The organism is Paenibacillus sp. FSL H7-0331, from assembly GCF_001956045.1.
In genome coordinates this window covers 126,931-152,034 of the sequence record NZ_MRTH01000010.1, presented here as the reverse complement: position 1 = coordinate 152,034, position 25,104 = coordinate 126,931, and the positions used below count along the sequence as shown (strand labels likewise).

Sequence of the window (25,104 nt, the reverse complement as noted above, 5' to 3'; positions counted from 1 at the left end):
CGCGGCCAGTCCATATATTGAAACAACGGTATGGGCATCGATTTCGGGGAGAATGGGGTGAAGCCATGAGCAGGCACATTGAGCTTCAGCATGTGACGCTGGATGTAGACGGAATGACCTGTGCAGCTTGCGGGGCAAGGATCGAGAAAGTAGTAGCCAAAATGGATGGAATCGAACAAATTCATGTGAATGTAGCCCTGAGTCGCGCCTCTGTAGTCATCATCCCGGATCGAATCAGTGTAGAACGAATTGAAACGAGGATTGAACAGCTGGGGTTTACAGCGAAGGAACGTCATTCAGACGGGAACAACGGGGCCGATGCTCGAACGAGCGGCATCAGCAGCGGAATGATGTTCGGGATGTCCCTGCTGCTTACGCTTCCCTTTCTATGGGCAATGGCTGCACACCATGAGTGGACGGCCTCAGTCTGGGTACCCGAGCTGCTGCTGCATCCTTGGTTCCAGCTGGCTTTGGCGACACCGATTCAGTTCATACTCGGACTCCCATTCTATACAGGGGCTTATCGTTCTATAAAAAGCGGCAGTGTCAACATGGATGTGTTGATTGTGATAAGTACCTCTGCTGCTTATATATACAGCCATTATTTGTTGTTTCATGGTGTATCGACGATTGGTCATGGCAATGTGATGACCGGAGGCCATGGAGGCCATACCCCGTTATATTTTGATGCGAGCGCGATGATTATCACAATTGTTTGGTTGGGCAAATGGCTGGAAGCTTTGGCCAAGCGGCAAGCACTAAGCGGCATACATCAGCTTCACCGTCTCAGGCCGGAGATGGCTTCCGTCATGAGAGAAGGCCGAGAACAGCGGATCCCTGTGTCCCAGGTTGTGATCAATGACATTGTTGTCGTCCGGCCAGGCGAAAGTCTGCCAGTAGATGGTCAGGTTATAGAAGGTTACTCGAACGTCAATGAATCGATGCTTACAGGGGAAAGCATGCCGGTTGACAAAGCTGTCGGGGATCGGGTTACTGCTGGAACATTAAATGGCAACGGTATGCTCAGCATCAGAACGACCGAAGTAGGAAAGCATTCGACTTTGGCGCGAATCATTAAACTTGTAGAGGAAGCGCAGAGCACCAAAGCACCCATTCAAAGAATGGCAGATCAAATTTCCAGTATATTCGTGCCGATTATTATGGTATTAGCTGCAGCAGCATTTATCACCTGGTATATGGCGCTTGAGCCAGGTCAGCTTGGAGGCGCTTTGGAAAAGTCGATAGCCGTTCTGCTGATAGCTTGTCCTTGTGCTCTTGGTTTGGCGACACCGATTTCGATTCTGGTAGGCTCCAGCAGGGCGACACAGTCCGGTATCGTAATTAAAGAGGGTAAAATGATGGAAATATTGCCACAAGCCAATGTGATTTTGCTGGACAAAACAGGGACGATTACAGGGGGAAACCCGAGGGTTACCAACGTGTGGGCTGCTGATGTGTTAACCCGGCCCGGTTCTGCTCGTGTTCTGCCCTTTGAGAAACGTTCTGCGCAAGCTCGTAGCCGGAGCACTTACCTGTCTATGGAAGACCGATCTGCCGTTAACGAGTCATTCATGCTGCGTATGGCAGCGGGTGCGGAGCAGCATTCCGAGCATCCCTTAGGCAGGGCTGTTGTGGAAGAGGCGTTGCGCAGAGGAATCACATTTCCTCAATGTGAGAATTTCAAGTCGATACCAGGTTGTGGGATTCGTGCATTGGTAGAAGACAGAGCCGTATGGTTAGGCACACGTCAATGGCTGGAAGCTGAAGGTATAGCAGGCCTCCCGCAGGTAGAAAAGGCTAGTCAGGAGAAACGGAGACATCCACAGTCCGGTCTGGTTGATCAATGGGAGCGGCAGGGATTCACAGTCATATGGATTGCGATAGACGGGCGATGGGTCGGGGCTATAGCACTTAATGACCCGGTGAAACCGACTGCTCGCAAAGCGATCAAGCAGCTGACTTCAATGGGATTGGACGTTAGAATGGTGACGGGTGATCGAGCATCGACCGCACATTATACAGCCAAACAAGCGGGAATCAGTCAGGTATACGCGGGAATGCTGCCTGAGCATAAAGCGAATCTGGTACAAAGCTTGCGAGAGCAGGGTCATCGAGTGGCAATGGTGGGCGATGGAGTTAATGATGCACCTGCCTTGAGCGCAGCAGATATCGGAATCGCAGTCGCCAATGGAACGGACATTTCCAAAGCGGCAGCAGATATCGTGCTTCTGAAGCATGATGTAAGCGGAGTTGTCCGCGCTCTTGTCATCAGTCAAAGAACAATAAGAATCATTCGTCAAAATCTGGCCTTTTCGCTGTTATATAATGTACTGGCAATTCCGATTGCGATCATGGGCTATCTTGCGCCATGGATGGCCTGTACGGCTATGGCGCTCAGCTCTGTAACCGTCATTTGCAATGCGTTGAGGCTCCACAGGGCGTAGCTGTGATTAACCAATAACATACAGCTGGAAAATCAAGGTTTCGCACAGTGGTTTTTTATTGACGAAAAATAATCGTGCTGATAAAGTAATATTAACGATGCACTATCCCAATAAGAATAGGGGCCATAGATTTGATAAAGACGAAGTGGGAGTATTGTCGGGCGAATGACTTTAATGAGCTGCACGTACTGGGGCGTCAGGGCTGGGAGCTGGTTGGTGTTACCGGAGCAGGATCAGCAGAACTTGAAGCGGATAGAGGGGCTACCTTTTATCTGAAGCGACCTGTCCCATCAATTAGAGAGCAAATTACGTCCGAGCAGCGGGACCGGGCATTGGCAGAGAGGCAGGGAACGGAATGAAACGAGGAGGTATTTTAAATCCGACTTTGAATCGTATTTTGGCTGAGACAGGCCATACCGATCTATTGACCATCTGTGATCGTGGTTTTCCGGTACCCATGGGGATCGAACGGCTTGATCTGGCTTTGACAGATGGGATTCCGACTGTATTGGACACGGTCCGAGCCATCTATGGTGAATTTTTGATTGATTCGGTTATTGTCACGGAGGAGATGAGACAGGCAAGTCCTGAACGCTATCGTGAGCTGACTGAAGCTCTGCCGGACGTAGCTTTTCGAATCGTATCCCACCAGCAATTCAAGGATATTTGCGTGGAGTCGCGTGCAGTAATCCGAACAGGCGATACCATTCCTTATGCTAATATTATGATCGTATCAGGATAAATAAAGTAACTCTTCATTTCCAATATGTGATAAAATCTAATATATAGCAATAATATTGGGGACTATAACCAAGGCCTGTTTATTTCCTCCAGAACACAAACAGAACTGTCCTCTCGGGCAGTTTTTTTACGTATAAGTTCTTCAACATCTTGATAAACAGGAAGGTTAATTTCATGGATAAACCTAATTTCTTAACTGATGTTCGAAGCATGAAGCATGCTTATATTTCCTATTGGTCAAAGCTGTTTAGTAAACGTTTTCCAGACCATTATGATGCGACTTACTTGTACAGTCTTGGTGAAGCAGGTTTCAACTATATAACTGAATTACATATTGCTGCCGATTTCCATCCATTTCAGCGTAGCTTGATGGAGGGCTTCCTGTTATTTGAAAAGCAGGAAGAGGGCGTGGCATTCATTTTCTGGGCGCTACTGCTATGGCGGCAGACATTGCTTGAAGTTGAGGAAAACAGCTTGACGTTGACATCCTATAAACAAATGAATTCGAGAATTGATGGTATAGAAGTTTTGATTTTTACTAAATACTGGAAAAATTATTTATCGCCAGATCAGGACAACTCGTCCGCGATCACCCTGCAGCATGATGACCGAATTTCGTTGTTAGGCAAGATGGCAGCTAGTATGGCGCATGAAATTCGTAACCCTATGACCTCGATCAAAGGCTTTTTGAAATTATTGCGACACAATATTAATGAAAATAACTATGAACGGGCCGACAGCTACCTCGGTTTTATTGAGGATGAATGCGATCAAATTTTGATGCAGGTGACCGGATTTCTCAGTTTTTCCAGAAAGCCGATCATGGATGAGGAAATGGTACATATTTCTGTAAGGCAGGTGCTTGATCATATTTTATCGCTGTTAAATCCACGGCTCATTAACGAAAATGTTGACCTGTTGCTGGACATTCCACCGGGAGCGATGCTTTATGTTCAAAAAATGGGGATTCAGCAAGTGCTCTCCAATGTATTAAACAACGGGATTGACGCCTTATCCGAGCTGAGAAGCGACAAAAAAATGAGCATCTCTATCGTCGAGGACAGCTTTAACACTTATATTCAAGTAGCTAATAATGGGCCACGAGTACCTGAGGAGCTGTATAGCACCATATTCAATCCGTTTGTGACCGATAAGGAAAATGGTACAGGTCTTGGCTTGGCCATATGCAAACAGATCATGCTGAATAATGAAGGAGACATTACCTTTACCAGCAATGAAAAAGAGACCGTTTTCATGTTAACGTTTCGTAAAGCTTCTATAATAAGTTGAGTGCATACAAAACCTAATTTATCCCTGCAGGCTGTGTCACTTTCCTCTTGAATGGGGTAAGAAAGAGGAACAATCACGATGGGGAGGGCTGTTGTATGGCAAAAGCCGTAGATCCTGCAAAAAAAAATCGAGCACCTGTCGAATGGACACAGCATTCCCAATTGCCACAATCCTCCGAAGGGCCCGGCGTTAGGAAAAAGCATTTTTCATTGATGAGTTTTGCGCAAAGCTTATACGGCCGATTTGAAGATGACGACGTTCCTGCCATGGGAGCGCAGCTGACCTATTATTTAATTCTTTCGTTTTTTCCGTTCCTTATTTTCGTATTTGCCGTCCTTAGCTACTCGGATATTAGCGTAAGCGATGCAATCAAAAATGTAAGCAGCGTGCTGCCGCAGCTTTCCGATCAGATGATTGTGGATGTATTCACAGAGCTTCAGAAATCACGCAACGGCTCCCTGCTCTCCATTGGTCTATTGGCAACTTTGTGGTCGGCCTCCAATGGGATCAATGCTGTAGTCAAAGCATTAAACAAGGCTTACGATGTTGAGGAGAATCGACCTTTTTGGAAGGCAAGAGGCATATCGTTTATTTTCACAATAATTTTGGCGGTATTGATTTTTCTAAGTATGATCCTGCTGATTTTCGGTAAAGTCATCGGTGAGACCATTTATCGAGTTACGCAATTACCTGGTAATTTTGAAGTGCTGTGGGGAATTGCTCAATACGTGATTCCACTGATTACTATGGTATGTGCTTTTGTGCTGCTCTATAAGTATACGCCTAATCTCCGGCTTCGCTTTCGTGAGGTCATTCCGGGAGCTGTATTTGCTACGTTAGGTTGGGTCGTTACTTCAATTCTGTTTTCGTTTTATGTAAATAATTTTGGTAGTTATACGAAAACCTATGGAAGTATCGGCGGGATCATCGTGCTGCTGACATGGTTGTATTTATCGAGTATTCTCATTATATTAGGCGGGGAAATGAATGCGACCCTGCATTTTGACCGGGAAGGAAAAACAAAGGATGGTGCCAAGAAATTTGCATTTCCATTGCTATTTGGCAAGAAAGGCAAAAAGTGATTCAAGTCAAAGCTATCACCGATACCCATATACAGATGGGTTAGTGATAGTTTTTTGCATTTCATTTACTTGTGTTTATTAGAGTGGTTGTTGAAATACATATTTCCAAGTAAACTGATACATAGTGTTGGAGGCAGGAAGATTATAAAAATTGATTAAGATGAATAGGGAAATCAAACCAAAGGGGCGATACTACAAATGAACTTCATGGGGCAGAGGGTACTTCCAGCCGTCCGGAAAATGAGAGATTTGGAGCTGCTGATCAAAAGCCCATTTCAATATTTGGTGCTGCTGGATAGCCATGTTTCCCAACTGCAAAGCGTATCACAGCTTGCCCGCAGTAATGGGAAGAAGCTGCTCATTCATGCCGATTTGATCCATGGATTGAAAAATGATGAGTATGCAATTGAGTTTTTATGTCAGACCCTGAAGCCGGCAGGTATCATTTCGACGAAAAGCTCAGCCGTTGTAACCGCCAAAAAGCACAAGGTGCTTGCCATTCAGCGGCATTTTCTGCTGGATACTACGGCTCTTGAGACGATCTATAAAATTACAGAGAAAAACCAACCGGATTTTATTGAGGTGCTGCCAGGCGTCATGCCTCATATTATCGCAGAGATGCACGCAAAGCTCAGCATTCCTATACTTGCTGGTGGCTTGATTCGTACGGTAGAGGAGGTAGAGCTGGCCCTGCAGGCAGGAGCTGTCGCTGTCACTACCTCCCATAAAGAAATTTGGAGCCATTATTGAACCCGAGCTCAAATTACCGCATATGGAGCGTGAATACCGATAATGTCTCCCTGTTTACTTCGATTCAGCACTCAACGGAACTACGGCGTCGCGGATATGTCGCTCCAAGGTTTCAACATGTGTATCCGTTTCGGATGCACTCCAGCCAAATCGTTCAGCCATATAAGCTGTAACAGGCTGCTTCCAGCGCTGTAAGGCCTCAATGTTGAAATACAATGCACCTGTCCGGCGAATGAAAAAGTCGTGAGGTGTCGCTACCATCTCGGCTTCAATGCTATACAGAAGAGATGCGAACCATTCGCCTGGAATGGCATATTGCTTGGCTTCCTTGTCATGCAGCTTGTATAGTTCGAATACCCGATCAACATTGGAGCCGTAGCGACGGACTAATACGTCGGCAGCAGCACCTGTAAGCCCGATACTTTTTCCGTAGGCAATCTTGTCTTGAACAAATTGGCTGTAGCCGCGCGAACCACCAGTGTCACCACCGGACAGCACGATGCTTGCAGTTGTGCAAACCGGGAAAGTGCTGCGGCCTTCCTCTGTTTGCAATTGAGTGGCAACGAGATTAACGATTCGCTCGGCCATTTTACGATATCCTGTCAGCTTGCCGCCTGCTATCGTAATTAAACCCGATGGAGCGACGAATATTTCATCCTTACGCGACAGCTCGGATGGTGATTTACCATCCTCGTGAATGAGTGGTCTCAATCCCGACCAGCTGGATTCCATGTCGGCAGGAGTCAGATTGAGCGTAGGGAACATGAAGTTGGCCGCGCGGATAATGTAATCGCGGTCTTCAATCGTCATTCTGGGATGCACGATATCTCCTGTGTAATTGGTATCTGTTGTACCGATATAGGTTTTGCCTTCTCTGGGAATAGCGAACACCATTCGGCCGTCCGGTGTGTCGAAGTAGATTGCCTGATTCAACGGGAAGCGGGACTGATCAAAAACAAGATGGACACCTTTGGTAAGATGCAATCTTTTGCCCTGCTTGGAACCATCGATATCGCGAATCGTGTCCACCCAAGGACCAGCCGCATTCACGATTTTTTTGGCTTTGATATCGACGATTTCCCCACTCAGCTGATCCTGAACACGCACGCCGATCAAACGTCCATTATCGTAAAGCAGCTCATTCGCTTTGGCATAATTGACCGCTTTGACTCCACGCCGTACAGCTTCCTTCATGACTTCAATCGTCAGTCTCGCATCATCGGTACGGTATTCCACATAGTAGCCGCCGCCCTTCAGCTTATCCTTGCGCAGCAAAGGTTCTTTCTTGAGTGTAGCGTCGAGAGAGAGCATAACCCGGCGCTCCTGTTTGGTAACACCCGCTAGAAAATCATACACGAGCAGGCCAACAGAGGTAGCCAGCTTCCCATAGGTTCCGCCCTCGATAATCGGCAGCAGCATCCATTCAGGTGTTGTGACATGAGGCGCATTCTCGTATACGATAGCCCTTTCTTTACCGACCTCGGCGACCAGCTTGAATTCAAGCTGCTTTAAGTAACGCAATCCGCCATGGATCAGCTTGGTTGAACGACTGGAGGTGCCTGCGGCATAATCCTGCATTTCAATAAGTCCTGTGGACATCCCGCGTGTTCGGGCGTCCAATGCAATTCCTGCTCCCGTAATACCACCTCCGATAACAAGAATATCCAATGTCTCGGTTCCCAATGCTTTCAGAAATGCGGACCGTTGCTCCCCAGAAAAATTCAAGCTCATAGCTACCCCATCCTTCGCAATAACAGTATTTTTGACGAAAACAGCAACAAAAAAGACCGCCACACCCCCTGAGGTAAATGCCAAACGGCTCCCCAAAGGTTGTATCGGTCCACTCTTAGTCTCTGACCACTTATTAACTTGTCTTTTGTGTGAATATTACCGTCATCATATCATGAGACGGGTGATTAATCAATAATGGGATTGCAATTGTCGCCGGGTAGTAACGTGGCATAACTTAAGGTTGACAGTTAAAAACGGGATGTGGTAGATTGCTTCTTGAAAACTAATATGCGCGTGAATAGGGTTGAAATGGGGGAGAGACACGATGACAAAACCGCGTTATGTCGTTGCAATTGACCAAGGGACAACAAGCTGTCGAGCGATTGTATTTGATCCTCAGGGTGTGATAGTCAGCACAGCTCAACAGGAATTTACCCAATATTTTCCACAATCTGGTTGGGTTGAGCACGACGCTGAAGAGATATGGCAAGTACAGCTTAAGGTTCTTCGCGAGGCAGTGAGATCGCTTTCAATCGAAGATATTGCAGCGATAGGAATTACGAATCAACGTGAAACAACAGTTGTTTGGGATCGTATAACAGGCAAGCCGATTCATAGGGCCATCGTATGGCAATGCCGCAGAACAAGTGCAATGTGCGATGAGCTTAAACTTAAAGGCTGGGAACCAACCATTCGCAGTAAAACGGGATTGCTGCTGGATGCCTATTTCTCCGGTACCAAGCTCAAGTGGCTGCTGGATTCAAATGCGGATATTCGTGAAAAAGCGGAGCGTGGCGATGCGCTGTTCGGCACGATCGATTCGTGGCTGATCTGGAAGCTGACCGAAGGGCGTCAGCATGTGACGGACGTATCGAACGCTTCGCGCACGATGCTGCTAAATATTCATACGGTGCAGTGGGATGAGGACATCCTAAGAGATTTAAATATTCCGCTTGCGATGCTTCCGGAGGTGAGGTCCTCGAGTGAAGTATATGGGCACACGCAACTTCTGGGCGATGGCTTCAGTATTCCGATTGCCGGAGCGGCAGGAGATCAACAGGCAGCTTTATTCGGACAGGGCTGCTTTGTTGAAGGCATGGCCAAGAACACCTATGGTACGGGCTGTTTCGTGTTGAAGCAAACCGGCGAGAAGCCTGTTATGTCCTTAAACGGCTTGATTACGACAATCGCCTGGAAGCTGAACGGCAAGGTTTATTACGCGCTCGAAGGCAGCGTCTTTAATGCCGGTACGGTTATCCAATGGCTGCGTGATGGATTGGGTATTATCGGTGATGCTGCTGAGACAGAGGCAATTGCGTTATCTGTAGAGCATACGGAAGGCGTATATTTTGTGCCGGCATTCACAGGTCTTGGCACGCCTTATTGGGAGCCGGATGCAAGAGGAATGATAACGGGACTTACGCGTGCTTCGAAGAGAGCGCATATCGTGAGGGCTGCACTGGAATCGATTGCCTTCCAGAGTCAGGATGTGCTGCAGATTATGGAAGCTGAGTCAGGCATACATCTGCGCGAGCTGCGAGTAGACGGCGGTGCAGTCCGCAATGAGTTTTTGATGCAGTTTCAGGCTGATTTGCTTGGCGTGACGGTAACACGTCCCAAGGTGATAGAAACCACAGCGCTCGGAGCTGCATTTCTCGCAGGCCTTGCGGTTGGCGTGTGGCAGGATGTTTCCGAGCTGGAGCAACTCAAGGGCTTTGACCGTGCATACGAGCCGGGTATGGATGAAGTGAAACGCGAGGCGGTCGTTGCGGGCTGGAAGCGGGCCGTTGGATATCAGCTGGGAAGCAGCGATAATTAGAACGGTTGAATGGCAAAAAAGGACCTGAGGCGATATGAGCTTAGGTCCTGTTTGCTGCTGTATGGTGTTATTAAATACCCGAGTCAATGAGGATAAGCTCTGAAGGTAGATTGAACATTTTGCCGATGCCTCTTGCACATATTAATGCCTCTTGCTTACTGCTCCAAGTATAACTAATTTCCTCCTCTTGAATTCGATTTACAGGGACTCCGTGAATCTTGACACAATAGGTACTGATGCTTTTCCTGGATATCTCAATCTTGTTCACGGACCTGGCTTCACTTAAAGATAGTTTCATCCACATTCACTCCTATTTCGATTTAACAGGACAGCATCATCTGACAAATTCCGAGTCAACGACGCTCCCTTTTGAACGTGTCCCTAGTATATCAAAGCCTTCTGGACAATTTCTGAACAATTCCTATGGCTATCTATCCCGTGACAATAAAAAGAGGCTTACCCTTGATTTTTAAGGGAGGCCTCTCTTGTTATTCAAATTCAAATATATGGATAATTGCAGATGGTCTACTTACTCAATGGTTAAACCAAGCCCTGCTGCGACACGTTGCCCATATTCGGGGTCAGCCTTATAGAAGTGCCCGATCTGGCGCAATTTTATTTCATCGTTATCAACAGGCTTCATGGCGCCAACAATATTGTTAACCAATCGTATACGCTCTTCATCACTCAAAAGACGGTATAAGTCGCCCGCTTGTGTATAGTGATCATCATGGTCATAAGCTACACTGTTCGCAAGACCGGATACCGCGAAAGCGGCGGGTTTGGCTTCCGCAGATTCCTTCGGACCGCCATAGCTGTTCGGTTCGTAGTACACGGATTTACCGCCATTGCTGGTAGAAGTCATTTGACCATCACGCTGATAATGATTCACTTCTGTGTGGGGACGGTTGATCGGCAAAGTATTATGGTTCGTGCCAACTCGATAACGATGAGCATCTGCATAGGCGAACAGGCGACCCTGCAGCATTTTATCCGGTGAAGCTTCAACTCCTGGAACAAAAGAGCCAGGTGAGAACGTAGCTTGCTCAACCTCGGCAAAATAGTTTTCTGGATTGCGATCCAATACCATTCGGCCAACTTCGATCAGGGGATAGTCCTTTTGCGACCATACCTTCGTCACATCAAACGGATCATAACGGTACGTATCGGCATCCGCCAGCGGCATAATTTGTACATACAGCTTCCAAGCCGGGAAATCGCCCTGTTCAATGGCGTTAAATAAATCCGCGGTATGATAATCGGGATTATCACCGGCAAGCTTGGCAGCAAGATTGACATCAAGATTCTTGATGCCCTGTTCCGTTTTGAAGTGATATTTTACCCAAACGGCCTGCCCTTCGGCATTCACCCATTTGAAGGTATGGCTGCCAAAACCGTGCATATGTCTAAGCGTGGCTGGAATACCCCGATCGGACATAAGAATGGTCACCTGATGCAACGATTCCGGAGAAAGAGACCAGAAGTCCCACACCGCATCAGGGTTTTTCAAATGTGTTTGCGGATGGCGCTTTTGCGTATGTATAAAGTCAGGAAATTTAATGGCGTCTCGAATAAAAAATACCGGCGTATTGTTGCCAACCAGATCATAATTTCCTTCTTCGGTGTAGAACTTAACGGCAAACCCACGTGGATCACGAACCGTATCAGCAGAACCCAGCTCGCCGGCAACCGTAGAGAAACGAATGAACATCGGTGTGCGCTTGCCGATTTCTGATAAAAAGTTCAGCTTGGTATAGGAGGACAAGTCATGAGTCACTTCGAAATATCCATGTGCACCGGCACCTTTGGCATGAACAACACGCTCAGGAACGCGTTCTCGATTAAAATGAGCCAATTTTTCCAAAAGGTGTACGTCTTGAATGAGTGTGGGACCGCGTGATCCGGCTGTCATTGAATGCTGATTGTCTCCGACCGGGGCGCCCCAGCTGGTCGTTAGATGGTTATGGTCTGTAGTCAAATAAAATCACCTCTTATGTTAAATTAATGAAGCTCATTCTACTATATGATAACAATTCTTAAATTAAAATCAATATAAATAAAAAAGACTTATTCATGTAAACCGCCTCGAGGAGCAGTTTAAACGAATAAGTCTCGGTGTTCAAGTTACGACTCTCTTAGCCGAAATGATGCGTCCCTTCCATGTATCGTCCAGATCCGTCACAATGACGCCAATACCTACCCGGTACGTATGCAGCACTTTATTGTCTCCAAGATAGATGGCTACATGTCCGATCCGCTGGAGTCCCGATTCATTTTTTCGTTGTGGTGTCGTGAAAAAAATCAGATCGCCTTTGCGAATTTTGGTTATAGCTACATCTTGTCCAATCTGGCTTTGCTCTCTGGAAACCCGTGGAAGCGTCACTCCGTTTTCACCAAAGACATACCGTGTGAATGACGAACAATCGAACGTAGCTGTCTGCTTGGGGGAGGCGCCGAACTGATAAGGTGTGCCTATATACTTTAGGCCGGTGGTAATCACCGCATCGGCCTTTTGCTCCCACGCGGGCCGGTCCGTCTTGAACCGGTAATCCGTCGCTGCGGCAGATACATAGCCTTGTCGGCCGTTAACGGTAATCGCGAGCCATTCCCGATTGACCTCCGCCGTGACGGTTACTTTGGCACTCGCTGGTATCGTCTGCAGAACGGCTGCATTTTTATCTGCTTTCTCCAGCATGACGGAAGAGGTTTTGAGCAGCGCCGTGTTAGGCGCATAATCCGTCTGGGATGGCGCAGGCAGGTCCAGACCAGGATCATCGCTTTGAGCCGGATCGATGAAGGTGGCTGTTTTCGAGGAGTCGTCCCATCCCACCTCGTACCCAAGCGTTTCGGCTGCCAGGCGGATAGGGATGTAGGTGGTGCCTTTATAGTTCATGCTTCCCGGAAGCTGCTCAGTCCCATCGTTATATCCATCCTGCGCTGAATAACGGGTATCTCCCGCCTTCCAATAAAATGGGGACAAATCAGCGGTTACCTGCTGTATCTTCCCAGAAGCCAACGAAATTCCCGAACCGAGTCCTCCCACAAAAACAACAAGTCCAAGCGCTATGTACGAAGCTGATTTTTTCATGCTGTTCTTCCCCTCTTAAGTGAAGTTAGTACTAACTCTATTCGGAGGGAAAAGTTCATTTGGCAGGATTCTGGCATGTGTAAATACTGGAAAGTACTAATTTTGCTATCACAGCCCTCTACGCGGTAAAATATATTCATAAGGCAGGGGGAGGAAGTTATTATGCAAAGAGCGATTTGGGCTGGCATTGGAGCCGGTTTATTCATTGGAATTTTTTTTAGAATCGTGGAATTTGAATGGAAAATAAGGGTATATACACTTTTGCTGAATGTGGATTATGTACCTGTGCTGCGAGATTTGACTTTGACTGAAGCGACTGAATTTTCTATACATATGATCATCTCGGCCGTTGTAGCTCTCGTTTTTTACAAACTCATTCGACGTAAAGACTATGCCAAGCGAATTGTGCAAACCTTTGTTCTGTGGAGCGTAATCGTCGGTGCTGTGCTGTATCTGACTACCATGTTATCTTCCAAAACACCAGCCATTTATGATGTGAGCGCGATCACGGTCTGGCTTGTGGGCCACGCTATGTACGGATTCCTGTTGGCCTTGCTTATGGGTAGGCGAGCTCCCAGATAAAGCTGGGCATTAGGGTTTGATCGATATTTAAGATTGTTCAAATGAAAGGTTTATTGTATAGTGTACCAAGACAGTTCGCGACCATCCTGTCTATAAACAAAACTATGGAGGTAAGCGCATGAACAAATCAAGACGTACAGCAAGTGATCTATCAAAAGGAGGGGCAATCCCTTATCTGCCGATAGATGGGACGACAAAAAAGCTGATTTTATTGATGGCAGTCTTTATTTCGTCGTTGATGATTGCCAACATAGTGGCGATTAAAATTGTCGATGTCGGCTTTGCCGATGTCACAGCCGGTATTTTCTTCTACCCGATTACGTTTATCATTGCCGATACCATATCGGAAATATGGGGGAGAAAGGTCGCGCGGCAGGCGATCTGGATCGGGTTGTTTATGAATGCCTGCATGGTTGGAGCGTTCACACTCGTCATTCATATGCCTTCGGCGGTGTTTTTTGAGAATCAGGCCGAGCTGGCAACGATTCTGGGCGGTGTTCCAAGAATTGTGCTCGCATCCTTAGTGGCCTATTCGATCAGCCAAAATATTGATGTGTATCTATTCACTCGTCTGAGAGAGAAAACCAATGGTAAGCATCTTTGGCTGCGCAGCAATGTGGCGACGATTACGTGTCAGCTGCTCGATACTTCGGTGTTTTTCGTGATCGGGTTTATCGGAATTATGCCGATTCCCGACATGGTGGCGGCTACAGGTACGGAGTTCGGCGTCAAGATCATGATGTCTATTGTAGGCACACCGATTATTTATTTACTGGTTAGATGGGTGAGAGGAAACTCCAGGTCGACAACCCAGCAGCCTCAATATGAAGTGACTCATCATACGCAGATTCAATAGCAATGGCGAATACCCCTTATTCCACGATTTCAGCGGAGTAAGGGGTATTTGTTATTTGCTAGGGGCGCAATTCGGCATATAATAGTTTGATTTGCTCTATTTGGTCTTCCTTTATTAAAGGGATAAATTGCGTGAGATAAACCATATCTTCAACAGTTACAAGACTATCTATATAAGCTTCAAGAAGATGTAGATTATTATCTTTGAATTGTATAAATTGGTTAGGGTTCTTTTTTTTAATTATATCGGCTATTTTCACATACTCTGAGACTTGATCTAACACACGATTCCTATTCCTGAGAGCGTAATCCAATTTATGATCGAATTCCGGATCAGAGATATCATCATCATAGCTCTTGAATTCCTCAGGGCCTTTATCCATTAGAAATGTTCCATCCAGATAAAGGATTGGAGATTTTTCTGAATTATAGCCTGAGTATTTTTCAATATGGATCACTTTCATTTGATTATCGTCTGTGAAATCGATACAAGCAAAGACTACCCAAGAAGAGGAGTTATTTTTTTTAAGCAAATTTGCCATAACTTTTTGACCAGAAGCATTGCTTACTATCATATGGGGTTTCATACTGATGAAACTACCGACTCGACTTGAGAGTTCGTGATAAGCTGCAAACAAGGCATACTTGATATGCTCTGTGCGATGGAACGTGATTCTTTCTGTTCCTCCACTCCTTGAATCTCCGTCCAACACGATGTATGGAGAGATTTGACTATTTCCTAAGTTATTATAGTATACTTTCCCGGCTTTATTGTCCTTTGTTACATAAAAACAATAGAAGTCCAAGTCATCCTCAGAGCTGTTCCATACTAATTCAGTAACAACCGTTGGAGATTTCTGCATGGCAGCAGTTTCCTCTTTACTTAATTGCGTATAGGAAAGATCCTTAATGTCTGTACTGCTTGCGACTGCAACTTCTGATTTTGTCAATGGGTTGATGTCTTCGAGTTCAGTTGGATAATCATCAGAAATCTGTAATCCGTAATTGGTACAGAGATCTTTTAATCCACCGAAAAAACCACTGCCAATAGCATTGAATTTCCAGTCTCCATTATGGAGGTAGAACTCGCCAGCAACAATAGCGGTTTCTAGCGTCATGTCTGAACCAAGCTCAAAGGTATAATAAGTTTGTAAGGTGGTTGAATGGATAATATCAAGACGAATTTGTGATACCTGATTGAAATGAAATCCTAAATGATCACCTTCGTGGATGGTCAAAGCGATAGCAATTTTTTGGTGGGAAGGGTTCAGCTTGTTCCAGGAAAGCATAAAATCGACTTGTGAAAGATGATCATTAGCGGTGTAAGAAACCGCTTTGTCCAAACTAACGGGATTCCCGTAAAAAATAAAATTTTCGTCCTGCTCACACTTCCCTGAGCTAGAAAGTAAAAATGCTGACGCATCAATCTCCATATCGGGATTCAAAGACTTCCAGCTTATTTGTACCTTGATATCATGAAATCCCCGTTGCTTGGTGATATCAACTTTTTGCCCTCTATGTAAGTTCATATGTAACTCTCCTAATGTCCCATCGAATAGGGTAATAGGGGTATTGTACCACTTATTGTATAATAAGGTAATACACAGAGTTGCCATATTGTATGAAAAAAACCAGCCCGACTTGCGGACTGGTTGTAGGTCTTCCTCATTTGAACTTACAAAGGGACGATTTGACGTTCCTTTTGTTTGAAATACACCCATTCTTTAAAGCCGATCTCCTTCAAACGCTTGCTGACCTCGTCCCAGTCATCGCCTACACGCTCAGGCACATGGGCATCCGATCCGAAGGTAGCTCTGACTCCGTAATGAAGCGCCCGTTCAAGAACCTCATCAACCGGATACCAGCCGCCGCAGGCTTTGGTTTTGCCGGAGGTGTTGATCTCGATTGCGACATCGTTCTCGCCAATGATCTGGAGGGTACGATCCACGGAATCGGTCGGTACCGCCGAGAAAGGAACAAAGTAAGCGCGCATCGCATCAATATGCCCAAGAATTTGAAAAATACCGCTGCGAGCCGATTGTTCAATCAGACCGTAATAAATGTCTTTTTGTTCAACGAGCTGAGCATCGGTTAGTCCCTGGAAACGGGTTTTGTTGAAAATACTTGTACCCCCGGACAAATGAACGGAGCCGATAATGTAGTCAAAAGGGTATTGCTCATATATTTGCCGATACAGCTCTGCATGCTCAGGGAAAAAATCGGATTCCACGCCCAGCAGCACATCGATTTTTCCGCTGTATTCCTGCTTGAGCTTCAACACTTCATCAATATAGATTGCGAACTCGCTTTTGCCCATTGCAATACCCGGCTGTTCCCGTTCCTTCGTACTCCCGAAATAGGGAGAATGGTCAGAGATCCCGATTACCGATAGTCCGTGACGAATACCCGCCTCGACATAATCGCGTATGGTGCCCACGGCATGGCCGCAGCGTTCATGGTGTGTGTGTAAATCGAATTTCATTAAAATTCACTCCGATCCGATAAATTGTATTTCTTGCATGCCTTTTAAATCCAGTAAGAATTGATGCAGCGCCGAGCTTAAATAGCGTCCGGATTTATATATAACGCCGACAGGGTGGCTGATTTCGAGCTCATGAACTTTAACCATCTTTAGGGTACCCAAACGAAGCTCGTTAGCAATCGACATCTTCGAAATAATCGCAGCTCCTAAATTCAGCTCGACCATTCGTTTTACCTCTTCGCTGCTGGACAGCTCCATAACGATTTGCGGGGTGATGTTAAGCTGCTTGAAAATTTGATCGACAAACCTGCGGCCTGCTGTTTCAGGCGAAAGCATAATTAACGAAATGTCATGCAGCCTCTCTATAGGTACGTGAGCGTAGCGGCTGAGCGGATGATTAGGTGATACGACCAATTCGAAAGTATCGTAGTACAGCACCGAGCTTTCGAGTGAAGGCTGTTTTTCAAATAAGTACGTAATGCCGATATCAATGGTACCATTTTCGACGCTATGCATGATTTGTGAGGTTGTCATCGAGTGGATCGTCGTTTTGATCAATGGAAATTGATTTTGAAAATAGGACAGCACACGCGGTAAAATCTGAATGGCAATGGAGGTAGTTGTCCCCAGATGGATATGGCCTTGCGGCGTATGGTTCAAATCGTTCAGTCGTTCCTTCATATCCTCAACCGTATGCAAAATTAATTCTGCATGTTCGAGAAATATTCGTCCGCTATCGGTCAGGGTTACTGGCTGGTTACGGTCAATAAGTACGGTCTTGAACTCATCCTCCAGACTTTTAATCTGGGCGGATACAGCTGGCTGTGTGAGATTGAGCAACTCGCCCGCCTTGCGGAAGCTCATGGTTTTGGAAATCGTAATTAACGTTTCGAGTTGGTTCAAATTCACTTGATCAGACCCTCCTCTCTAAAAAGTTGTGCCTTAGGTGGGTATACAAACCGATTTGAAAAATAGATAAATTTTATCGATTTACCCAATAATATAAATACAATTTCTCAATATAGACATTATATGACACATGGCAGCGAGGAGCAAACCTAAATAAGGGAATTTCTAAAAAATGAGCCGATATTCCTTGTTAATTTTTGATTAATCACTTGTTAATTACTCAAATTTGAATATAATAATTAACGTAAGTACAAAAGTAAAAATGAGGGTGAAATGATGGTTAACAAAAAATCTAACGTCCGTCTGACGATCGTCGGATTAATGCTGGGATTGCTCCTGGCTTCACTAGACCAAACGATCGTCTCCACGGCGATGCCAACGATTGTCGGTGAGTTTGGTGGCTTGGACAAGTTTGTGTGGGTATTCTCCGCATATTTGATTGCCAATGTCGTATCGATGCCGATTTTCGGTAAATTGTCCGATATGTATGGGCGCAAGAAATTTTTCCTGCTTGGCTTGGTCGTGTTCATGATCGGCTCTGCCTTATGCGGGACCTCAACGAGTATGTTCCAATTGATCGTTTATCGAGCGATTCAGGGCATAGGCGGTGGCGCTCTGCTGCCGATTACATTCACTATCGTATTTGATCTGTTTCCTCCTGAGAAACGGGGTAAAATGCAGGGCTTGTTCGGTGCCGTTTTTGGTATTTCGAGTGTGTTGGGGCCGCTGGCTGGTGCTTATTTTACGGATTATGTGAATTGGAAATGGATATTTTTCATTAACTTGCCGCTTGGTGTGGTCTCTCTTTTGCTGATCACTTTATTTTATCACGCGACACTGCCTAATAATCCGAATCAAAAGATCGACTGGTGGGGGACGATTACTTTTGCTGCTTCCGTGTTGTGCCTGATGTTCGGGTTAGAGCTTGGAGGCAAGGAGTTCGCCTGGAACTCTCTGCAGAGCTATAGCTTATTCAGCGGTTTTGTCATTCTGCTGGCGTTATTTCTCTGGATCGAGACCCAAGTATCTGATCCCGTCGTACCGCTTAAATTGTTCCGCAATAAATTGTTTACAGCGAGTATGGGAGCCAGTCTGTTCTATGGAGCGATTCTGATGTCTGCCGCTTCTTATATTCCTCTGTTCATTCAGGGCGTTTATCAAGGCTCGGCTTCCAGTGCAGGGCAAGTGCTGACTCCGATGATGCTGGGTGTTGTCGTCAGCAGCGTATTCGGGGGCCGTTTTATTAGTAAATTGCCTTACCGTAATATATTGCTCGTATCGTGTGCACTTCTGCTTATAGCAACCTCGTTGTTATCGACGTTGTCCTATTATTCACCTGCGTGGGTCCAATCGCTGTATGGTATATTTGGAGGTACGACTCCACAGCTAACGCCACGACCATTGGTTATCGTTTATATGATTCTTATGGGTCTGGGGATCGGGGCATCCTTTCCGGTGGTTTCGATGTCATCGCTTCATAATGTCGGCTTTGAGTTCCGCGGCACCGTGACATCTATGGTTTCCTTCTTTCGTTCGATCGGCTCGGCAATCGGGGTGACCGTACTTGGAAGTGTGCAGACGGGCGCATTGACTTCGCGGCTGACTGAGCTGCTTCCGGGCTCCAATATGTCACAAATCGATCCTCGAGCGCTTTTGCAGCCTGAGGTTAGAGCCAAGATTCCACCGCAAGTGTTGGAAAAGCTGACGGTTGGGCTGGCAGATTCGATTGCTATTGTTTTTCAGTGTACATTGCTAATGGCGGTTGCTGCCTTGATCTGTATTTTGCTGATGGGTAAGGCGAGGATGGAAATTCCGGCGCATACGAAGCAAAAGGCGTAATGTCAGTACTCGAAATTATCAGGAATAAGGTGATTGCTCCATGTCCATGAAGCTGGTTATTCTCGGACTATTAATGGAAAAAGAAAGCCATCCCTATGAAATCAAGCAGACGATGATGGAACGTGAAATGCATCATTATATCAAAATGCGTGACGGTTCCTTGTACTATGCGATCGAGCAGTTGAAAAAAAATGACTATATCGAGACCGTTGAAACCGTCAAGGACAGCAGCAGGCCGGATCGGACCATATATCGGATTTCACCATCCGGCAAGCTGTTGTTTCAAGAGCTGCTGCTGCAACAATTTCAGGAAAAATCCCCTGTCTATTATCCGATGGTAACGGCATTAATGTTCTCGGGTTATGGGGATCAAGGCAGAATCTATGAGATTATTGTAAAGAAAATCGAAGAACAAAAGCTGAAGAATCGCAAAATGAAGGATCTTTATGAGGAGCATATTCCGATCGTGCCGCGCGGCGTACTGCATATGATGTATTGCTCTTATGAGCATGGCCTCACCCAGCTGCGCTGGCTGGAGCGTCTGGCGAAGGATGCCAAGGAAGGACGCCTGAGCGAAGAAGGCCTTCCCCTGGATGAACAGGCGTAGTTACCATATTTGAAAAGAATGAAGCCTCCAGATCGCTGCAAAGCGGGAATGGAGGCTTCATTCTTCATATATCCCTATGCTAGGCATCGAACCCATCTGACAAGGTATCCAGTTGGCGCGGGGTACATCAGGATCCTGATACAACGCTGATAGGCTCAAGATGGGCATGATCGTTAAATTGCAGCAGCGACCACTGCTGGTCTTCGAGCTTAAAGCGGCTGATGGACGTATTCGCTGCCTGGAATGATTGCATATGATGGGCTGGAAGTCCAACTGCGTGACGCAGGAAGGCGCGAATTGGACCTCCATGTGTAACAATGACAATATGCATCCCGCGATGGAGCAGGGCGATGCGTTCAATCTCTGCAACAACCCGCTTGTGCAGGTCTACGAAGGATTCTCCGCCCGGAGAGCGGAATTCCGGATTGACCCGACTAGCCTGCCATCCCGCAGGATCGGCTGCAGCGCAAGCCTTGTAGCTCATTCCTGTCCAGTCGCCACGGTTAATTTCCCGTAACTGGGAGGAGGTTCGAATTTCCTTGTCGTGCGGCTTCACGATAATGGCGGCTGTTTGCACGGCACGCAGCAGATCAGAGCTGTATACCACATCAAACTTCACAAATGACAACCGCGCTGCCAGCAGCTGGGCTTGACGGGTTCCTTCAATCGCTAACGGATTATTCATTTGTCCTTGAAATATAGGCTCGCGGTTGACATCCGTTACTCCATGGCGTATAAGACTGACTATTGTAGGGTTCATCTGATCAACCCTCTTTTTCTTGGCTTAGCGCTTCGGCCAGCATCATCAAATGGTCACAGACAAGCTCTGCCCGAATACCGGTACGCTGCTCATGTGCTTCCAGCGTACTTGACTTCACAAGGCCGGTAAGCACAAGTGCGGTTCGGCAGCCCGCGGCTAATCCGCCTTGTATGTCGGTTTGCAGATTATCGCCGACGACCCATATTTGATTGGATGGCAGGCCCAGTCTGGCAATAGCATAATTCATAATAATCGGAGACGGCTTGCCAATAATCGTCGGTTCCACTTGACTGGCTCGCTCTATACTTGCGGCAATGGAGCCTGCACCAGGATGAAGCTCATGGTTCATTGGCAGCAGATGGTCGGGATTGGTCAATATAAAGGCTGCGCCACCACGAATATATCGAACTGCCGTTGACAGCTTTGCATAGCTGAATTCCCGGTCGATCCCTTGCACAACAAAGGCTGGTTGAGCACCTGGCTCAACCGTCTGAAAGCCCGCATCCTGCAATGCCTGCTGAAGCCCTGTTTCTCCAATCGCATATACCTGCTTGCTGCTGGCCCGCTCCTGCATATAAAGTGTGGCTGCCTGGGATGAGGTAAGCACCTCTTCCGGCAAAGCCTCAATACCAGTTTTACGAAGGTGCGCTGCCACCTGCTCTGGCGTACGCGACGAGTTGTTCGTTACGTATAAATAGGGATAATGATGGCTGCGCAGCCATTCAATAAATGCCGGCGCATAGGGAATAGGCGCATCCCCATCATATAAAGTCCCATCCAAATCGAGTATAAAACCTTTCACTGTCGGCTCTTCCTTTCGTTGACACACTGATTCTCAACTATTGTGTGCATGTCATATTGTAACAAATAAACTAGCAGAACCGCCACAATCTATTTCGCTAGACTAATTGATTTACATTGCGGAGCCTCTGTGATATCATAGTAAAAATTTTCCCCTGGAGGTCACGATGGATGTAATTAAGGCTGTTGTCTTGGATTTGGATGGAACGCTCTTGAATAGCCGTCGCGAAGTATCAGCACGCAGTCTTCAAGCCCTCATATCTTGTTATCAGTCTGGTATTCATATGATCATTGCTACAGCAAGGCCTGCGAGGTCTTTGCGTATGCTTTTACCCCCTGAGATGCTGGAAATGGGTTGTATAATCTACTATAACGGTGCCCATACTGTTGATTCTGCTTACGATATGGAGGACCATCTATGGGTGGAGCAGCAGACGATGCTTGAGCTCTATGAGGCGATTATGAGGCGGAATTCGGGACAAATCGTATCATTTGAAGTAAAGGGTACGATGCACTGCAATCGCAGTTTGACCCCTGAGCATGCCATTCTTCTTGGTTTTCCGGACGGTACCCCGTTTCCTGAAGTATGCAAACGAGAAGAGATGAATCAATTTTTGCTTTCCAAAATGCTGCTATCGAATGACGATGATATCTATACCGAGCTGAATCTTGAATTTGGACATCGAGTCAAAATCATGTTGACGGATAAAGGCCGACTGATACAGATTATGAATGCCGGTGTTTCCAAAGCAGCTGCCCTGATGCCTGTATTGACACGCAGAGGCATACACCCTGATCATGTGATGGTTTTTGGAGATGATTATAATGATCTTGAGCTGTTTGATATGTGTGGGTATCCGGTAGCCATGGGCAATGCCATTGACGAGTTGAAATTAAAGGCAAAGCTAATGACAGCAACCAACGATCAGGATGGTGTGGCTGTCGTTCTGGAATCCCTATTACAGACCCACCCATAGTAGTACAAAAAGCGAAGTATAAGGGAAGTGGATGAACTGATGAATAAGTTTGACAAGCAGGAAAAAAGGCTGCTGCTCATATGCGTCATTGTCATCGTGTTGTTGGGTGTTTCGTTGCTGCGCCGGTTTTTTTAGCAAAAGCGGTAGGGGGAATAAACAAAATCGGTTAATTTATTAATAATGGGCATGAGGATCTGTCTTTGCTTCATAGCTTTGTAGTAGGAAGAACTACGAGGTGAAGGAGAGATGTCTCATGTCTTTTTTTGATAGGATGAAGCAAGGTGCATCGGGCGCAGCCAAAAAAGCGCAGCAGACGGTCGAGACCACTAAACTGCGTACGCAAATTACAGCCAAGGAAAAAGAGCAAGAGAAGACAAGCAAGCTCATTGGGGAAGCGGTATATAAAGCTTATACGGCGGGCAATTGGAAACAGGCGGACAAGGAAGTGACCGCCCATTGTCAGCACATTAGCGCCTTGCGACAGGAAATCCAGTCCATTGAACTGAAAATCAAACAAGCCCGCCATATGAAGGAATGCCGCTGCGGCAAGGTTGTTGCCAGTGAGGTTAAATTTTGTCCGGCTTGTGGATATTCGTTTACAAGCTCATATGAAGAGAAAGCATCTGCGGCTGAAATTCGCCTTATTTGCCAGGGGTGCCGGACCGCCAATGATGCGGATACGAAGTTTTGCTCACACTGTGGGCTGACTATGTAAGGAACTTTGGCTGCCTCGCAGGAGCTGACACCATTTATTGCAAAGGCCCTGATTGTTGATTTTGTCGGGACATGAGGTCTGTGGTCCAATCGATCATTCCGTTCATCATCGCAAGAACCAGATTAATCACATCTTCTTCTTTAAGTGGTTTGCCTGAGGTTTGATTGGATATATAGCTTTGCATTTTGTATTCCAACTGACTGGTTAAATCCTTGAGCTTGGAAAAGTCCTGGGCAATAGCTTGAAAATCACTATCTTGTCCGTTGGACCCATCATAACTGCCGCTTTGATTGCCACTGCCATCGGTTTGTTCTGAATCGCTGCAGGAAGAACTGCTGCCACCGGAAGAATCACTGCCGCCGCTATCGGCCTGTTTTGAATTACTGCCAGAAGAATCACTGCCGCCGCTATCGGCTTGCTTTGAATTACCGCCGGAAGAATCATTGCCGCCGCTATCGGCTTGCTTTGAATTACTGCCGGAAGAATCATTGCCGCCGCTATCGGCTTGCTTTGAATTACTGCCGGAAGAATCATTGCCGCCGCTATCGGCCTGCTTTGAATTATCCCCGGAAGAATCATTGCCGCCGCCGGACTGCTTTGAGTTATCTCCGGATGAGCGGCCACCGCCGTTGGCTTGTTTTGCTTGACCACCAGTTGAATTTGACCCGCTATTCCAATTTGACTGGCCGCTGTTGTTGACTTGGTTTTGAAGCATTTCTTTTATCGATTGCAATTCCTGTGTCAAGCCTTGATTTTGTTCATTTAATTGCTCGATTTCATTCTTCAGCTCGCGATTACTAATCATGGCGGTCGCTCCTTCAAATGGCATTAAGATGACCATAGTATGACTCATTCGTTTAAACTTCATCCATAAATTGACGTTTGGTATAAGCTTTTGGGGCAAGAATCCTTGGGAGAGCTGTGCTGCAGAGAGAAATGAATGATGACTCTCGCGAGTACGGTTCTATTTTTGTGTAAACAAGGCTTGCCTATTGAAAAAAAAAATGTTTTAATACATTTAAATTGTAATTATTACTATTAAAATAAACATAAATCAGGAGTTGATTTAGGAATGGATCGATTTGATTGTATTATCGTTGGAGCCGGACCGGCAGGTATAGGCGTCGGTATTGCTTTGCAGGATATGGGTTTGACCCAATTCGTTATTTTGGAAAGAAGTGAGGTAGGGGCTTCATTCTTGCTGTGGCCGGAGGAAATGCGCTTTATTACCCCGTCCTTTACGAGTAATGCTTACGGCTTGCTGGATTTGAACGCGATTGCGTTAAGTACCTCACCGGCCTACACACTTGGAACGGAGCATCCTTCCGGGGCAGACTATGCAGACTATTTGCGATACTTTTCTCCATACTGCGCAAAGACGGATTGCTGATACTTAACGAGGGTAATGGCAGCTTTCTGACTATGCTCAGTGCAGGTCAGACGTTCCTGCTGGTTTACTTGGCATCCACACTGACAGCGTGTCTGGTCACACTGTGGACCATCGGTCAGGAACTGGGTATTCGCTTCGCCGCAACGCTGGCAAGTAAACAGCTGCTCACGTCTGTAGGTAGCACGCTTTTGCTTGCATGGCTGTTCGCCTAAACCTCTAATCATGTCCAAAAGACTACCTCA

25 protein-coding genes are annotated in these 25,104 nt (G+C 46.4%); 15 read left to right on the top strand and 10 right to left on the bottom strand.

Annotation, left to right across the window (positions count from 1 at the left end; translation table 11 throughout):
* Positions 1–65: 65 nt before the first annotated feature.
* The 6 genes from BK127_RS16780 (at position 66) to BK127_RS16755 (ending at position 6,307) form a co-directional block, all read left to right on the top strand.
* A complete protein-coding gene (locus tag BK127_RS16780; RefSeq protein WP_076232229.1) occupies positions 66–2,444 on the top strand; it encodes a heavy metal translocating P-type ATPase in 2,379 nt (792 codons plus the stop codon).
* Between the two features lie 131 nt (positions 2,445–2,575).
* Positions 2,576–2,803: a hypothetical protein gene (locus tag BK127_RS16775; protein WP_076232227.1), complete on the top strand. Its 228-nt coding sequence runs from the start codon at positions 2,576–2,578 to the stop codon at positions 2,801–2,803.
* Positions 2,800–3,186 carry a D-ribose pyranase gene (gene rbsD, locus BK127_RS16770; RefSeq protein ID WP_076232225.1) on the top strand — a complete coding sequence of 129 codons (387 nt, stop codon included), beginning with the start codon at positions 2,800–2,802 and terminating at the stop codon, positions 3,184–3,186. The genes BK127_RS16775 and rbsD overlap by 4 nt, the downstream gene beginning before the upstream one ends.
* Before the next feature lie 173 nt (positions 3,187–3,359).
* Positions 3,360–4,475, top strand: coding sequence for a sensor histidine kinase (locus BK127_RS16765; RefSeq protein WP_076232222.1), 1,116 nt, complete (start codon positions 3,360–3,362; stop codon positions 4,473–4,475).
* Between the two features lie 95 nt (positions 4,476–4,570).
* Positions 4,571–5,557, top strand: coding sequence for a YihY/virulence factor BrkB family protein (locus BK127_RS16760; RefSeq protein ID WP_083689371.1), 987 nt, complete (start codon positions 4,571–4,573; stop codon positions 5,555–5,557).
* A gap of 198 nt (positions 5,558–5,755) precedes the next feature.
* Positions 5,756–6,307: a glycerol-3-phosphate responsive antiterminator gene (locus BK127_RS16755; RefSeq protein WP_076232220.1), complete on the top strand. Its 552-nt coding sequence runs from the start codon at positions 5,756–5,758 to the stop codon at positions 6,305–6,307.
* A gap of 54 nt (positions 6,308–6,361) precedes the next feature.
* Here the strand turns inward: BK127_RS16755 and BK127_RS16750 are convergent, their stop codons facing one another.
* Complete coding sequence (locus BK127_RS16750; RefSeq protein WP_076232463.1) at positions 6,362–8,038, bottom strand: glycerol-3-phosphate dehydrogenase/oxidase; 1,677 nt, start codon at positions 8,036–8,038, stop codon at positions 6,362–6,364.
* Positions 8,039–8,363: 325 nt separating this feature from the next.
* On the opposite strand from BK127_RS16750, the gene glpK reads away from it, so the two are divergent.
* On the top strand, positions 8,364–9,857 hold the full coding sequence (glpK, locus tag BK127_RS16745; RefSeq protein WP_076232217.1) for a glycerol kinase GlpK: 1,494 nt from the start codon (positions 8,364–8,366) through the stop codon (positions 9,855–9,857).
* A gap of 70 nt (positions 9,858–9,927) precedes the next feature.
* Here the strand turns inward: glpK and BK127_RS16740 are convergent, their stop codons facing one another.
* From BK127_RS16740 to BK127_RS16730, 3 genes are all read right to left on the bottom strand, one after another.
* A complete protein-coding gene (locus BK127_RS16740) occupies positions 9,928–10,155 on the bottom strand; it encodes a hypothetical protein (RefSeq protein ID WP_076232214.1) in 228 nt (75 codons plus the stop codon).
* A gap of 231 nt (positions 10,156–10,386) precedes the next feature.
* Positions 10,387–11,835, bottom strand: a complete 1,449-nt coding sequence (katA, locus tag BK127_RS16735) for a catalase KatA (RefSeq protein ID WP_076232211.1) — start codon at positions 11,833–11,835, stop codon at positions 10,387–10,389.
* A gap of 141 nt (positions 11,836–11,976) precedes the next feature.
* The gene (locus BK127_RS16730; RefSeq protein ID WP_076232208.1) at positions 11,977–12,945 is read right to left on the bottom strand and encodes a C40 family peptidase; all 969 of its coding nucleotides are present in this window, start codon (positions 12,943–12,945) and stop codon (positions 11,977–11,979) included.
* Between the two features lie 162 nt (positions 12,946–13,107).
* Between BK127_RS16730 and BK127_RS16725 the strand changes: the two genes are divergently transcribed.
* Complete coding sequence (locus BK127_RS16725) at positions 13,108–13,527, top strand: hypothetical protein (protein WP_076232206.1); 420 nt, start codon at positions 13,108–13,110, stop codon at positions 13,525–13,527.
* Positions 13,528–13,645: 118 nt separating this feature from the next.
* Positions 13,646–14,383, top strand: a complete 738-nt coding sequence (locus BK127_RS16720; RefSeq protein ID WP_076232203.1) for a queuosine precursor transporter — start codon at positions 13,646–13,648, stop codon at positions 14,381–14,383.
* 58 nt (positions 14,384–14,441) lie between these two features.
* Here the strand turns inward: BK127_RS16720 and BK127_RS16715 are convergent, their stop codons facing one another.
* The 3 genes from BK127_RS16715 to BK127_RS16705 all read right to left on the bottom strand — a co-directional run bounded on the left by BK127_RS16715 (position 14,442) and on the right by BK127_RS16705 (position 17,773).
* Positions 14,442–15,911 carry a TerD family protein gene (locus BK127_RS16715; protein ID WP_076232201.1) on the bottom strand — a complete coding sequence of 490 codons (1,470 nt, stop codon included), beginning with the start codon at positions 15,909–15,911 and terminating at the stop codon, positions 14,442–14,444.
* Between the two features lie 146 nt (positions 15,912–16,057).
* Positions 16,058–16,864: a histidinol-phosphatase gene (locus tag BK127_RS16710; RefSeq protein ID WP_076232198.1), complete on the bottom strand. Its 807-nt coding sequence runs from the start codon at positions 16,862–16,864 to the stop codon at positions 16,058–16,060.
* Positions 16,865–16,870: 6 nt separating this feature from the next.
* Positions 16,871–17,773, bottom strand: coding sequence for a LysR family transcriptional regulator (locus BK127_RS16705; protein ID WP_076232196.1), 903 nt, complete (start codon positions 17,771–17,773; stop codon positions 16,871–16,873).
* 276 nt (positions 17,774–18,049) lie between these two features.
* On the opposite strand from BK127_RS16705, the gene BK127_RS16700 reads away from it, so the two are divergent.
* Together BK127_RS16700 and BK127_RS16695 are read left to right on the top strand one after the other, a co-directional pair.
* Positions 18,050–19,612, top strand: coding sequence for an MDR family MFS transporter (locus BK127_RS16700; RefSeq protein ID WP_076232193.1), 1,563 nt, complete (start codon positions 18,050–18,052; stop codon positions 19,610–19,612).
* Positions 19,613–19,652: 40 nt separating this feature from the next.
* Complete coding sequence (locus BK127_RS16695; RefSeq protein WP_076232191.1) at positions 19,653–20,219, top strand: PadR family transcriptional regulator; 567 nt, start codon at positions 19,653–19,655, stop codon at positions 20,217–20,219.
* Positions 20,220–20,346: 127 nt separating this feature from the next.
* Here BK127_RS16695 and BK127_RS16690 read toward each other — a convergent pair whose 3' ends face one another.
* Together BK127_RS16690 and BK127_RS16685 are read right to left on the bottom strand one after the other, a co-directional pair.
* Positions 20,347–20,979 carry a histidine phosphatase family protein gene (locus BK127_RS16690; RefSeq protein ID WP_076232188.1) on the bottom strand — a complete coding sequence of 211 codons (633 nt, stop codon included), beginning with the start codon at positions 20,977–20,979 and terminating at the stop codon, positions 20,347–20,349.
* 4 nt (positions 20,980–20,983) lie between these two features.
* The gene (locus BK127_RS16685) at positions 20,984–21,781 is read right to left on the bottom strand and encodes an HAD-IIA family hydrolase (RefSeq protein WP_076232185.1); all 798 of its coding nucleotides are present in this window, start codon (positions 21,779–21,781) and stop codon (positions 20,984–20,986) included.
* Positions 21,782–21,947: 166 nt separating this feature from the next.
* Here BK127_RS16685 and BK127_RS16680 point away from each other — a divergent pair, with 166 nt between their 5' ends.
* Positions 21,948–22,757, top strand: coding sequence for a Cof-type HAD-IIB family hydrolase (locus tag BK127_RS16680; RefSeq protein WP_083689369.1), 810 nt, complete (start codon positions 21,948–21,950; stop codon positions 22,755–22,757).
* Positions 22,758–23,010: 253 nt separating this feature from the next.
* On the top strand, positions 23,011–23,472 hold the full coding sequence (locus BK127_RS16675) for a zinc ribbon domain-containing protein (RefSeq protein WP_076232180.1): 462 nt from the start codon (positions 23,011–23,013) through the stop codon (positions 23,470–23,472).
* 34 nt (positions 23,473–23,506) lie between these two features.
* Here the strand turns inward: BK127_RS16675 and BK127_RS16670 are convergent, their stop codons facing one another.
* Positions 23,507–24,277, bottom strand: coding sequence for a hypothetical protein (locus BK127_RS16670; RefSeq protein ID WP_076232178.1), 771 nt, complete (start codon positions 24,275–24,277; stop codon positions 23,507–23,509).
* Positions 24,278–24,544: 267 nt separating this feature from the next.
* Between BK127_RS16670 and BK127_RS16665 the strand changes: the two genes are divergently transcribed.
* On the top strand, positions 24,545–24,862 hold the full coding sequence (locus BK127_RS16665) for an NAD(P)-binding domain-containing protein (RefSeq protein WP_083689368.1): 318 nt from the start codon (positions 24,545–24,547) through the stop codon (positions 24,860–24,862).
* A gap of 32 nt (positions 24,863–24,894) precedes the next feature.
* Positions 24,895–25,074, top strand: a complete 180-nt coding sequence (locus BK127_RS16660) for a hypothetical protein (RefSeq protein ID WP_179097513.1) — start codon at positions 24,895–24,897, stop codon at positions 25,072–25,074.
* Positions 25,075–25,104: the final 30 nt, after the last annotated feature.